This window comes from Dolichospermum compactum NIES-806, from assembly GCF_002368115.1.
Lineage (GTDB): Bacteria > Cyanobacteriota > Cyanobacteriia > Cyanobacteriales > Nostocaceae > Dolichospermum > Dolichospermum compactum.
Genome location: NZ_AP018316.1, coordinates 1,477,426 through 1,489,140, shown reverse-complemented (window position 1 = coordinate 1,489,140; position 11,715 = coordinate 1,477,426). Strand labels below are relative to the sequence as shown.

The 11,715-nt window shown below is 40.7% G+C and carries 14 protein-coding genes, 1 tRNA gene and 1 other annotated feature; of the genes, 9 read left to right on the top strand and 6 right to left on the bottom strand.

Annotation, left to right across the window (positions count from 1 at the left end; all coding sequences use genetic code 11):
* The first annotated feature begins 12 nt into the window (after nt 1–12).
* The 8 genes from rplS (at nt 13) to rplL (ending at nt 4,439) form a co-directional block, all read left to right on the top strand.
* Nucleotides 13–375 carry a 50S ribosomal protein L19 gene (rplS, locus tag CA730_RS07315; protein WP_096665703.1) on the top strand — a complete coding sequence of 121 codons (363 nt, stop codon included), beginning with the start codon at nt 13–15 and terminating at the stop codon, nt 373–375.
* 149 nt (nt 376–524) lie between these two features.
* Nucleotides 525–597 (top strand) — tRNA-Trp (locus CA730_RS07310).
* Between the two features lie 181 nt (nt 598–778).
* On the top strand, nt 779–1,000 hold the full coding sequence (gene secE / locus CA730_RS07305) for a preprotein translocase subunit SecE (RefSeq protein WP_015078220.1): 222 nt from the start codon (nt 779–781) through the stop codon (nt 998–1,000).
* Nucleotides 1,000–1,632 (top strand): transcription termination/antitermination protein NusG, encoded by a 633-nt coding sequence (gene nusG, locus CA730_RS07300; RefSeq protein ID WP_027404879.1) that lies wholly within the window; start codon nt 1,000–1,002, stop codon nt 1,630–1,632. Before secE ends, nusG begins: the two co-directional genes overlap by 1 nt.
* Nucleotides 1,633–1,638: 6 nt before the next feature.
* A complete protein-coding gene (rplK, locus tag CA730_RS07295) occupies nt 1,639–2,064 on the top strand; it encodes a 50S ribosomal protein L11 (RefSeq protein WP_027404878.1) in 426 nt (141 codons plus the stop codon).
* Nucleotides 2,065–2,338: 274 nt separating this feature from the next.
* On the top strand, nt 2,339–3,055 hold the full coding sequence (gene rplA, locus CA730_RS07290; RefSeq protein WP_096665700.1) for a 50S ribosomal protein L1: 717 nt from the start codon (nt 2,339–2,341) through the stop codon (nt 3,053–3,055).
* Nucleotides 3,056–3,130: 75 nt separating this feature from the next.
* Nucleotides 3,131–3,297, top strand: a sequence feature (ribosomal protein L10 leader region).
* Nucleotides 3,298–3,411: 114 nt separating this feature from the next.
* Nucleotides 3,412–3,963, top strand: a complete 552-nt coding sequence (gene rplJ / locus CA730_RS07285) for a 50S ribosomal protein L10 (protein ID WP_096665697.1) — start codon at nt 3,412–3,414, stop codon at nt 3,961–3,963.
* Nucleotides 3,964–4,049: 86 nt separating this feature from the next.
* Nucleotides 4,050–4,439, top strand: coding sequence for a 50S ribosomal protein L7/L12 (rplL, locus tag CA730_RS07280; RefSeq protein ID WP_096665694.1), 390 nt, complete (start codon nt 4,050–4,052; stop codon nt 4,437–4,439).
* A 301-nt stretch (nt 4,440–4,740) separates the two neighbouring features.
* On the opposite strand, the gene CA730_RS07275 is transcribed toward rplL, so the two are convergent.
* The 3 genes from CA730_RS07275 to CA730_RS07265 form a co-directional block, all read right to left on the bottom strand.
* Nucleotides 4,741–6,306 carry an NAD(P)H-hydrate dehydratase gene (locus tag CA730_RS07275; RefSeq protein WP_096665691.1) on the bottom strand — a complete coding sequence of 522 codons (1,566 nt, stop codon included), beginning with the start codon at nt 6,304–6,306 and terminating at the stop codon, nt 4,741–4,743.
* A gap of 50 nt (nt 6,307–6,356) precedes the next feature.
* Nucleotides 6,357–7,118, bottom strand: a complete 762-nt coding sequence (locus tag CA730_RS07270) for a hypothetical protein (protein WP_096671346.1) — start codon at nt 7,116–7,118, stop codon at nt 6,357–6,359.
* Between the two features lie 102 nt (nt 7,119–7,220).
* Nucleotides 7,221–7,808, bottom strand: coding sequence for a pentapeptide repeat-containing protein (locus CA730_RS07265; RefSeq protein WP_231940022.1), 588 nt, complete (start codon nt 7,806–7,808; stop codon nt 7,221–7,223).
* 399 nt (nt 7,809–8,207) lie between these two features.
* On the opposite strand from CA730_RS07265, the gene CA730_RS26000 reads away from it, so the two are divergent.
* Nucleotides 8,208–8,333, top strand: a complete 126-nt coding sequence (locus CA730_RS26000) for a hypothetical protein (protein ID WP_269076506.1) — start codon at nt 8,208–8,210, stop codon at nt 8,331–8,333.
* Nucleotides 8,334–8,439: 106 nt separating this feature from the next.
* Here CA730_RS26000 and CA730_RS07260 read toward each other — a convergent pair whose 3' ends face one another.
* The 3 genes from CA730_RS07260 to CA730_RS24190 form a co-directional block, all read right to left on the bottom strand.
* Nucleotides 8,440–9,444 (bottom strand): aspartate carbamoyltransferase catalytic subunit, encoded by a 1,005-nt coding sequence (locus CA730_RS07260; RefSeq protein WP_096665688.1) that lies wholly within the window; start codon nt 9,442–9,444, stop codon nt 8,440–8,442.
* A 292-nt stretch (nt 9,445–9,736) separates the two neighbouring features.
* Nucleotides 9,737–11,086: a magnesium transporter gene (gene mgtE, locus CA730_RS07255; protein ID WP_096665685.1), complete on the bottom strand. Its 1,350-nt coding sequence runs from the start codon at nt 11,084–11,086 to the stop codon at nt 9,737–9,739.
* A gap of 424 nt (nt 11,087–11,510) precedes the next feature.
* Nucleotides 11,511–11,684 carry a hypothetical protein gene (locus CA730_RS24190; RefSeq protein WP_157749927.1) on the bottom strand — a complete coding sequence of 58 codons (174 nt, stop codon included), beginning with the start codon at nt 11,682–11,684 and terminating at the stop codon, nt 11,511–11,513.
* Between the last annotated feature and the right edge of the window lie 31 nt (nt 11,685–11,715).

Below are 11,715 nucleotides of genomic sequence, written 5' to 3'. Positions count from 1 at the left end.
AACAGAAAAGTAATGAACGCGCAAGAGATTATTCGCTCAATTGAAGCGGAACAGATGAAATCTGATTTACCCGATATCTATGTCGGTGACACAATCAAGGTCGGAGTCAAAATTCAGGAAGGCAATAAATTCCGTGTGCAACCTTACGAAGGTGTAGTTATAGCCATGCGGAATGGTGGCATCAACGAAACTATTACAGTCCGTAAGGTTTTCCAAGGTGTGGGTGTAGAAAGAGTATTTTTGCTTCATTCTCCCTTGGTTGAAAGCATTAAAGTATTGCGTCGTGGTAAAGTTAGACGTGCTAAATTGTACTATCTACGCAACCTAGTCGGCAAGGCAACCCGCATTAAACAAAGATTTGACCGCCCTTTGTGATTCTCAATGGTGAATTAATAAACAAAACCCAGTCTGCAAGCGGCATCCGCCGCTAACTTGCCAAAAGAAAAAAAATAGGTTACAATTAGAATCGAAATTGCGTTAAACTAAAAAAGTTCAGCGCAATAATTGTAAAAAGAAAAGCTTGTGCGCTCTTAGTTCAGTTGGTAGAACGCAGGTCTCCAAAACCTGATGTCGGGGGTTCAAGTCCTCCAGGGCGCGCTGAAAAAGAAAAATATTGCCCGAAGCAATAACGTCAATGCCAAAACGGCAGAAAACGTCAATTATTTCGGGTATAATTTTTTTAAAATATAGCTTTCTGATGACAAGATCATTGAGACCGAAGCTGTAAACCTTAAAAATCACAAGGTTAGGCTATTTAAGAAACGGGGGTATAACGACTGTGGCCAAAAAAAATGAAGCAGAGATGCCAGAAACCGAAAATGGGTTTAACTTAAACAATTTTTTCCAGGGTACAAAGGAAGAACTTGAGAAAGTGATTTGGCCCAGTCGGAAACAGTTGGTAAGTGAATCTGCCGCTGTACTATTAATGGTTACACTCTCCGCATCTTTGATATATTTGGTCGATGGATTGTTCGCTTGGGCAGCAAAACAGGTGTTCTGATGACTTCTGCAACAGACGAACCACGCAACTCCGAGTTGCAGTTAGAGGAAACACTCTTAACAGCGATGAAAGAAGCACGCTGGTATGCAGTGCAAGTAGCCTCTGGCTGTGAGAAACGGGTGAAGACAAATTTAGAGCAACGTATCCAAACTTTTGATGTCGCCGACAAAATCATCCAAGTGGAAATTCCCCACACCCCGACGGTGAAAATCCGTAAGGATGGTAAACGGCTACCTTCAGAAGAAAAGGTTTTCCCTGGTTATGTGCTAGTCCGAATGGTAATGAGTGATGATACATGGCAAGTGGTAAGAAACACCTCTCATGTCATTAACTTTGTGGGTGCAGAGCAAAAGCGTGGTAGCGGTAGAGGTCGTGGTCACGTTAAGCCGGTTCCCCTGAATCCTTCGGAAGTTGAACGCATATTCAAACAAGCCTTGGAACAAGAGCCAGTAGTCAAAATTGATATGGCTTCAGGTGATAAGATAGTTGTGCTTTCGGGTCCATTTAAGGATTTTGAAGGTGAGGTGATTGAAGTTTCCCCAGAACGGAGTAAACTAAAAGCTCTACTCTCGATCTTTGGAAGAGATACACCAGTAGAATTGGAATTTAATCAGGTTAAAAAACAGAGCTAAATACAAATGGCGAAGAAAGTAGTAGCGGTCATTAAATTGGCCCTGAATGCTGGGAAAGCCAACCCAGCACCGCCAGTTGGTCCTGCGTTGGGTCAACATGGTGTTAACATCATGATGTTCTGCAAAGAGTACAATGCCAAAACAGCAGACCAAGCCGGGATGGTTATACCTGTAGAAATTTCTGTTTATGAAGATAGAAGTTTTACATTTGTCCTCAAAACTCCACCAGCATCAGTATTGATTCGCAAGGCAGCGAAGATTGAAAGAGGCTCAAATGAACCCAACAAAAAGAAAGTTGGTAGCATTAGCAGAACGCAATTACGGGAAATTGCTCAAACCAAGCTTCCTGACCTCAACGCCAATGATATTGATGCAGCCATGAATATCGTGGAAGGAACTGCTAAAAACATGGGCGTAACAGTTACAGATTAGGTGACAGGTGACAGTAAATAACAACTGACCAAAAAGACGGGACACAATCCCCGTCCTTCCAGGACGGCTTTATGCTAAAATTTGGTTATAGTCGCCATAGGGCATTGGGAGACTTTAAACGGACATGGAGGGACGATAAGACCACTTGTGGCGTGTTCTGGTAAAGTGTCAAGAATCACCGCACATTCAGGTCGGTGAGTATATCAAAACTGAACCATTAACAAAATTTTATCGGGGGAGAAGCACGACTTCGAGATGACCCCAGGAGAAAAAAATGGCAAAAAAAGTATCACGCCGCTTACAGGCGTTGCTAGAAAAGGTAGAAAATAGGGATTATACACCCTTAGAAGCATTAGCTTTGTTAAAAGAAACAGCAACTGCTAAGTTTCCTGAAGCTGCTGAAGCTCATATTCGTTTAGGAATTGATCCTAAATATACAGACCAACAGTTGCGGACAACGGTGGCACTACCTAAGGGTACAGGACAGATTATCCGGGTAGCAGTTATCGCTAGAGGTGAAAAAGTCACAGAAGCAACTAACGCTGGTGCTGATATTGCTGGTTCTGAAGAACTCATTGAAGATATTCAGAAAGGCATGATGGACTTTGATAAGCTGATTGCTACGCCGGATGTGATGCCACAGGTAGCAAAGCTGGGTAAATTATTGGGTCCACGTGGTTTGATGCCTTCACCCAAGGGGGGAACAGTGACATTTGATGTTGCTAGTGCGATCGCTGAGTTCAAAGCTGGTAAATTAGAATATCGGGCTGATCGGACTGGGATCGTCCATGTTATGTTTGGTAAGACTGCTTTTTCACCTGAAGATTTGTTAATCAATCTGAAGGCATTACAAGAGTCAATTGACCGTAACCGTCCTTCGGGTGCTAAGGGTCGTTATTGGCGCTCATTGTATATATCCTCGACAATGGGTCCATCAATTGCTATTGACATCAGCGCCTTAAGAGAGTTAAAAATAACTGACGCTGCATAATTTGGTAATGGGTAATTGGTAATTGGTGATAGATGAATATAATCAGTAATGACCAATGACTAATCACTAATGACCAAAATTAAATAGATAAAGCCGGAGACAGCAGGTGCTAATAGCTTAATACCCTGCCGAGGTTGTAATTTTAACTACTGAAGTTTAAGCCGCAAAAGCGGAATAACTACGGGATTAAAAATACCACTTTGAAACCCTGGCTAAGTTAGCTGGGGTTAATTGTTTTCGGTAAGTCAGCAAAGGGTTACAGGTGACAGGTGGCAGGAAATAGAGTAAAAACTAACAACTGACCACTGACAACTAACAACTGACCACTGACAACTGACATTGGAGGTGAGACAAGTATGGGAAGAACGTTAGAAAACAAGAAAGAGATAGTAGCTGATCTCAAAGAAAGTTTGAGTGTGTCAACTTTAGCACTGGTAATTGATTATCAGGGGCTAACAGTTGCTGAAATCACCGATTTGCGTCGGCAACTCCGTCCTAGTGGTGCTATCTGTAAGGTGACAAAAAACACCTTTATGGGTATTGCGATTAAGGATCAGGAACAATGGCAGCCAATGTCAGAATTACTGAATGGTTCTTCTGCATTCCTGTTAGTTAAAGAAGATTTATCTGCGATTAAAGCTTACCAAGCATTCCAAAAAGCCACCAAGAAAACAGAAATTCGCGGTGGTGTGATGGAAGGTCGTGTCCTGAGTGAAGCTGATGTCAAGGCTCTAGGAGACTTGCCGTCTAAGGAACAACTCATGGCGCAAATTGCTGGAGCAATCAATGGTGTAGCTACCAAGCTGGCTGTTGGTATCAACGAAGTTCCCAGTTCCTTGGCTCGCGCTTTAAAAGCTGTTGCTGAAAAAGAAAATGGCGATAGTTCTGAAAGTGCTACCGAAAGTTAGTTGTAGTCAGTGAAAATTAACTACTGACCCATGACAACTAAATAACTAAAAACTCACAAATCAAACATTCTTTAGGAGTTATATCCATGTCTGCTGCAACCGAACAAATTTTAGAACAATTGAAATCTTTGACCTTATTAGAAGCTTCTGAATTGGTTAAGCAAATCGAAGAAGCTTTTGGTGTTAGTGCTGCTGCTACTGGTGGTGGCATGATGATGATGGCTGCTCCTGGTGCTGCTCCTGCTGAAGCAGTGGAAGAGAAGACTGAATTTGATGCAATTTTGGATTCTGTACCTGCCGATAAGAAGATTGCCGTCTTGAAGATCGTTCGTGAAATCACCGGTCTAGGTCTGAAAGAAGCTAAGGACTTGGTAGAAGCTGCTCCTAAAGCTGTTAAGGAAGCTGTAACTAAGGACGCTGCTGAAGATATTAAGAAGCGGATTGAAGAAGCTGGTGGTAAGGTAACAGTTAAGTAATTAATATTTACAAAGTCAATACCTTGTCCAAATTGAAAAAAGTCTTGATTTGTAGGTTGGGTTGAGGCACGTTCACGTTCGCGGAGCGTGGCGATAGCCATAACCCAACAAATGCGTCGGGTTGCGCTGTCGCTTAACCCGACCTACAAAAAATGGACAAGGTATTGCAAAGTAATTGGTAATTGGTAATATCTCTACCTTTTTCCTAATTACTAACTTATGTTATTGCGGTTCTCGATTGGATGAAATACAAGAACCCCACCCCCACCCCCTTCCCCGCTTGCGAAGAAGGGGCTGTGATTTATTTGTACCGCTCACTATAATATTGCTTCAAAACTGGTATTAAATATTGTGTGAGTGTAAAGGCATCAACTCCCAGTTCTGTTCTTGTTTGTGCTGCTAAAATTCCGGCTTGGGAATGCCACCAAGCGGCAGTTGCGACTATATCTTCTATAAAAATTTCTTTATTCATAATTTGCGCTAATAGTCCACCTAATAAACCAGTTAATACGTCACCACTGCCTCCACGAGCTAAGGCTGGGGTACTTTCAGGATTTATCCAAACATTACCTTGGGGATTAGATATGGCTGTTCTTGCCCCTTTTAATAGGACTATAGCGCCACTCTCTTCGGCTGCTGTTTGGATGGCTTTGATTCTGTCTGTGTGGTCAATATTCGGAAATAACCGTTGAAATTCTCCGGTATGGGGTGTGAGGATGATGGCTGATTTTCGCTGTTTTAGGGTGGGGATAGTGCCTATTTGTGTCAAAATATTTAGAGCATCAGCATCCAGAACTAGAGGACATTGACATTGAATTATTTCGGGAATAATAGATATATTATCTTTAGTTAAACCCGGTCCGCAAGCGATCGCAGTAAATGAGTTTAAATCTGTGAGGTGCGTTACGCTGCCACTAACACACCCTACAAATGGTAAATGAGCGATCGCTCCTGTTTCTGTTTCAGGACAACCAATAATTAATGCTTCTGGTAACTGGGAAGCTAATAACATTTTTAAGGATTCTGGAACAGCAATTGATAACATTCCCACACCAGAGGCTCGCGCACCTAAACCTGTTAAAATTGCTCCACCGGCATAACGTCGAGAACCACAAATTAATAATAAATGTCCTTGTTTGTATTTGTGAGTAATTAGGGGACGGGGTAAAGGTAACGTGGATAATGCTGTTGTTTGTGTAATCCGTTTGATTTTGGGAATGTCGCCGATCACAGCATGAATATCTGCCAGGGGAATATCAAAATCAATTAATTCGGCTTTACCAATATAAGGTAATGCTTGTTCTTGTAATAAACCTTGTTTCCATAAACCCAAGCAAAATGTATGAGTTGCTTGAATTGCTGTTCCTAAAACTTCCCCTGTGTCTGTATGTAAACCTGAAGGTATATCAATACTAATAATGGGTTGATTTTTGCTATTAAAATAATTAACTGCCGCAGCGATAGAATCAGTAATTTCTCTTTCTAAACCAAACCCAAATAAACCATCAATTAAAAAATCATAACTTGGTAATTGGGAAATTTCTTGATAACAGGGGATTTTTAAACTTTGTGTATATTGGAAATGTTGAGAAGTTAATTCTTTTAATTTAGAAAAAGGTTGATAAATCCAAACGTGATAACCGCGAAAATGCAATTCACGCGCTACTACTAAGGCATCTCCTCCATTATGACCAGGACCAACTAAAATTCCTATACATTTTCCTGGAGAAATAATAGCCTGTAAGCGTTGGCAAATTAATCCTCCTACTTTTTCCATTAAGGCAGCTACAGGCATTCCTGCTGTAAATATTCTGGCTTCAATCTGCCGCATTTGGTCTGCGGTAACAATAAATTTTTCTTTTGTCATTGGTCAGTTGTCCGTTGTCCGTTGTCCGTTGTTACTAATGACCAATGACCTTATTTGCCATAATACACTCTGGCATTGCCGTAACCTGAATCCTTTAAATAGCTATTCCATAGTTCCGCTTCCAAGCGATCGCTAAATGGTCCTACAGCTATGTGTAATCCCAATGGCTGACTTCTTCTAAATACATTAATACTGATACTAACTTTTTGGCGAATTTCTGTACCTAAAGAACGTAACCTATTAGAATTACTAGGAATAACTACATAATAGGAATTTCTTGTTTCCTGTTGATAGTTTTGGGTATTAGATCCAGGAGTATTATAAGGTGCTGCTAACCGACCGGATAATTCTATATTATCAGAATTAACAATTCTTGCGCCAGGAATACCATTCAATTCCAATTCTTGTACTCGTCGTTGAGCATTAGATTGTCCATTAAAAACGCCAGATTGGATAACATTACGTCCATTATAATTGCGAATATAGGCATTAGTTTCAATTTGCCGAACTCGCTGTAAGACTTGAGGATTATTACTGTCAACATAAACAAAATATCGATCAAATCCTTGATTATATTGACTATATTGTACACCTTGAGATTGATATAATTTTACTGATGGTAACTGCGATAATGACTGCTGGTTGATGGATAGTTCCTGGAGATATGGAAGTGTTCCTTGGGCTAATATGGGAATATTATTAGGGATTTGGGCTTGCACCGAACTATATTCACAGAGAAACATCCAACTTCCACTTATCAGTAAAGAAAATACGGGTAAAGAGGTAAAACGACCAGCTTTTAAAATAGGCATATTTGTTACCATTTTTTGCAAAAGTTTTGAGTTTAATTCCAGTGTGATAGAATAATTAGAAGGAGCATTAAACCGACGAAATTATTCTAAATTTATTAATTTTTAGTAGCCAATTGTCCCGTCAGGCATTACCGCTTCAAGCAAATTTGCACCTGTGAGATTTGTCGTACTAATTTCTGCCCCGAGTAGATTTACCTTGGTTAAATTAGCATCGGTAAAGTCTGTCATAGCCAGACAAGCATATACTAATTCTGCTTCAGTTAGATCAGCTTCGCGGAGATTAGCTCGACTAAAATTAACTTTACTCAGTCTAGCAAAACTGAGGTTTGCTTGGTTTAGCTTGGCTTTAATTAGGATAGCCTCTGGCATGATTGCACCTTGCAAGTTAGCACCTATTAATTCTGCTTCAGTCAAATTTGCTTTTGTCAGTCTAGCATTTGTCAGATTAGCACCATTTAAATTAGCACCTTCTAGATTAGTCTCAGTTAAAGTGGTATTTTGTAAGATAGCTCCGCTCAGGTTAGCATCACTCAAATCCACACCCCGCAGCATGGCCTCACTTAAATTAGCACCACTTAGATTTACCCTAGCTAAGTTTGCACCAGTTAAATTAGCACCGCGTAAGTCAACTTTACGGAGGTTAGCGCCCAAGAGCTTAGCATAATGGCTTAGCCGTGAGCGGTCAGCCATACGGAGTCAGAAGTCAGGAGTTACAGCAAATTGTCATCAAACCCGGAACAAGAACCCCACCCCCAACCCCCTCCCCGCAAGCGATGAGGGGGCTAAGATGTACCTTATATGATTGGAAATCGCTGTAAGAGTCTCTTACCGTATGGCTTTTACTGTAGATTCTGTAACTCATTTAAGTGCATACCGCTATATAAAATTTCACTATTTGTGATCTAGTACAGGTCGGCGGAAATAAATAGACCATTCCAAACTACTGGAAAGCTCATTGTATATTCGTTTTGACTTTTGACTTTTGACGAACGCCTTGCGGTACTAGGGATTTATTTAACCTACCTTCCGCACCTTAAACTGTCACACAACGGAAATTGGTCGTTTGGAGATTTGGTTTTAGCGAACTGCTTGCAGCAGCGCTTCGCTATCGCCTACCAATATTTCTTGGTTTTGGTACAAAATACAACATTAAATGGGGATAAAAATCAGAAAAAACCGCTTGTGACACCGGGGGGTGCGGAATGTGGGATTTAAATTCAATTTTATCTCTCATTTCTAGTTAATCACACAGTATTTTTATTTAAGGAAATTATCGTAAGCAACTATGATTTTCAATCATGGAAGTGCTATGGCATCATGATTAATTAACTCTACTACTACCACTACCGATAAAGTACAAAAGTGCCATCCGCACTGCTACACCGCTAGTTACCTGAGATTGAATTAAGCTAAATTCGGGATCATCCATTAAATCAGAACTAATTTCTACACCCCGATTTACTGGACCTGGATGTAATACTTTAACGTTAGGTTGACAGAGTTTTAACTTGGTGCGAGTAATGCCAAATAGTTGATGATATTCTCGTAAACTAGGTAATAAATGGGCTGTCATCCGTTCTTTTTGTAGACGCAATGTCATCACAAAATCAGCATTTTCTAAGGCTGGTTCTAGTTGCCAATGGGTAAATAATCGGCTAGAGTTTTCTGTACATCCTAAATATTCTGCAAAGAATTTAGGTAATAATGTGGGAGGTGCAGCGAGGTGAACTTCGGCACCACTAGCGGTGAGACTCCAAATATTAGAACGGGCTACGCGAGAATGTAAGATATCGCCAACAATAGCAATTTTTTTACCTTGTAATAATTCAATTTTGGGTTGTGCGGGGTCAATTAAACTACAAATTGTGAATAAATCTAGTAGTCCTTGAGATGGATGTTCATGTTGTCCATCACCGGCATTGAGGACGCTAACTTTTACACCTAGACGATCCATTTCTTGAGCGATCGCTTGCGGAACTCCTGCATCCTTATGGCGGACTACCATAATATCAGTTCCCATTGCTAAATAGGTTTTTGCGGTATCAAGAATTGTTTCGCCTTTGGTCATGGAAGATGTGGCCGCGGCAAAGTTGAGAGTATCGGCACTTAGTCTTTTAGCGGCAATTTCAAAACTACTGCGGGTGCGAGTAGAGGGTTCAAAAAATAAATTTGCTACTACCTGTCCCTGTAATGTGGGGACTTTCTTTGTCCGTCGTGATAGTACCTCTTGAAAAGAAGCCGCAGTTTGTAAGACGGCGTTATATTCAGCGGTTGTGAAGTCAGCGAGTGTGAGAATGTGATGACGATTCCAGGTAGTAGTAGGCATTGGGATTTTAGATTTTAGATTTTAGATAATTGTTTATAGGATTTACGCATTGACAAGATTCCCCAAATATGTGACGTAAATTTTATCCCTTGTAGGGTGCGTCAGACACGATATTCTGACAAAAAAACAGATTCCCTCTATCTGACGCACCCTACTCAATAAGTTATTCCCAAAGCCGAAAACGACGCAATTTCCTTCATTCATATCATGGTAAATTAGTGAGCGTGCGTAAGTCCTAGTTTATTGGTAATGACGAGAAAAGCATAATTACCAATTACCAATTACCAACCGATTAACTTTGTAAATGAAATACCTTTAAAGCGACAGAAATCATACTGAGGAAGGTTAAAAATCCAATGGTATCTAGCATTGTTGTCACTAAAGGACCACTCATTAAGGCTGGATCTAGTTTTAAATGCTTTAAACCCATTGGTAGCAAAGTTCCTAAAGTCACCGCTACCATTGTATTAGTAGCCATAACTGCCCCAGCGATTAAAGCTACCCATCTTTCTTGAGGTTTAGCCCAAATTAGGGAAAGGGCAACCATTGTCAGCCCTAAAGCTACGGCTGTTCCTAACCCGGCTAAAAGTTCTTTGCGGAGAATTTTGCTAGTGTCTTCGGGTGTTACCTCTCCTACACCTAAACCGCGAATAGTCACAGTCAGGGCTTGTATACCTACAGTCCCCCCTGTGTTAGAAAATATGGGCATGATCACAGCAAGAACTGGTACAGCCGCAATAACTTGTTGAAAGGGTGCGATCGCACTGGCAGCGCCAATATATAATCCCATAATTCCCAATAACCAAGGCAAGCGTTTCCGAATGGTAATATGTGGGGGCGATAAGGCTTCTTCATCACCACTTACCCCTGCCAATTTTTGGATATCTTCTGTAGCTTCTTCTTCTAAAATATCTACGACATCATCAATTGTAATAATACCGACTAATCTATCTTCTCTATCAACCACAGGTATAGCGATTAAATCGTATCGCTGCATAATCCGGGCGACTTCTTCCTGAGAGGTTTCTGTGCTAACTTTGACAACGTGGGAGCTGGCAATATCTTTAATTAAGACATCGGGAAAGGTAAATAATAGCTGACGCAAAGAAACAACACTAACTAATTTGCGATTATCATCAGTAACATAGGCATAGTAAATTGTTTCCTTATCTTGATCTTGCAAGCGGATTTTACTGAGGGCTTCACCAACAGTTAAACCTCGTCGCAAGCGAACATATTCCGTTGTCATTACCCGCCCCGCAGTCCCTTCTGGATAGCCCAGAATTGTGGCTGTAGCTTGTCTTTGTTCGGGACTGAGTTGTTGTAATAAGCGTTTGACTACTCCTGCTGGTAGTTCATCAAATAAATATGCCCGTTCATCAGGACTCATTTCTTCAACGAGGTCTACTACCTGGCCATCGTGGAGGGAGTTAATCAAGTCTTCCTGTACTTCTGTGGGTAAATACTCAAAGACATCTATGGCCTGATCTTTATTGAGTAATCGGAAGGCGATCGCTCTTTGTTTTTCGGGCAATTGAGTGATATACTCACCCACATCTACTGGCTGTAAACAATTCAGGTCACATTTAAGCCGATTTAAGTCAGCAATATCTAAGGACTTGCGAATTTCCTGTGTAAGCATAATAGAAATCTCCTAAAGTCTCCCCCACCCTGGGAGACTGTCTCACCAGCTTAGAGGAGGATACTACTGCCATCTGTTGGACTTTTGTCCATAACCTCTCGTAAAATTGAATATCAACGTGAAAACTAAAAATAGCACCGCTAATTAAAGATTTTAGCTCGGAATCCAGTTTTCCGATACTGTGCGATATTCTAAGCTGAATTTGTCATGTATACAACTATTGACAGAAAATTAGGTCGAAGATATTTTGACCCCTTACTTAGGGAGATATCAAGATTTTGGATACATGACCAAGGACTTATAAGAAAATAGGCTAAAAACCCTTGAGGGTAAGTTTTGGAGCGTGGCGGAAAAACTTAACTGTCCTTTAGGCAAGAGATGAAAGCCAATTAGAGGCTGTCTTCCTCCAGTGACTTGTATTATACTAATTATCATCTTTAGCATCTCGACAAGCAACAATAGTCTTGCTAATTTCTATAAAATCAACTGATTCAGCCAACCAACCTAGAAATAAATCTCTCTCAATTGCCGTAACATACTTTTCAAACTTTGGTCTTGCTAAAATCTCTATTATTTCTTGCCAAATTGCCTGGGACATCAAAATATTTCCTCGATGTCGAGCTATATCT

Excerpts from the sequence above, each read along its gene's own strand:
- rplS (WP_096665703.1), top strand. The coding sequence starts at position 13 with ATGAACGCGCAAGAGATTATTCGCTCAATTGAAGCGGAACAGATGAAA.
- nusG (WP_027404879.1), top strand. The coding sequence starts at position 1,000 with ATGACTTCTGCAACAGACGAACCACGCAACTCCGAGTTGCAGTTAGAG.
- rplK (WP_027404878.1), top strand. The coding sequence starts at position 1,639 with ATGGCGAAGAAAGTAGTAGCGGTCATTAAATTGGCCCTGAATGCTGGG.
- rplA (WP_096665700.1), top strand. The coding sequence starts at position 2,339 with ATGGCAAAAAAAGTATCACGCCGCTTACAGGCGTTGCTAGAAAAGGTA.
- rplJ (WP_096665697.1), top strand. The coding sequence starts at position 3,412 with ATGGGAAGAACGTTAGAAAACAAGAAAGAGATAGTAGCTGATCTCAAA.
- rplL (WP_096665694.1), top strand. The coding sequence starts at position 4,050 with ATGTCTGCTGCAACCGAACAAATTTTAGAACAATTGAAATCTTTGACC.
- CA730_RS07275 (WP_096665691.1), bottom strand. The coding sequence starts at position 6,306 with ATGACAAAAGAAAAATTTATTGTTACCGCAGACCAAATGCGGCAGATT.
- CA730_RS07270 (WP_096671346.1), bottom strand. The coding sequence starts at position 7,118 with ATGCCTATTTTAAAAGCTGGTCGTTTTACCTCTTTACCCGTATTTTCT.
- CA730_RS07265 (WP_231940022.1), bottom strand. The coding sequence starts at position 7,808 with ATGGCTGACCGCTCACGGCTAAGCCATTATGCTAAGCTCTTGGGCGCT.
- CA730_RS07260 (WP_096665688.1), bottom strand. The coding sequence starts at position 9,444 with ATGCCTACTACTACCTGGAATCGTCATCACATTCTCACACTCGCTGAC.
- mgtE (WP_096665685.1), bottom strand. The coding sequence starts at position 11,086 with ATGCTTACACAGGAAATTCGCAAGTCCTTAGATATTGCTGACTTAAAT.
- CA730_RS24190 (WP_157749927.1), bottom strand. The coding sequence starts at position 11,684 with ATGTCCCAGGCAATTTGGCAAGAAATAATAGAGATTTTAGCAAGACCA.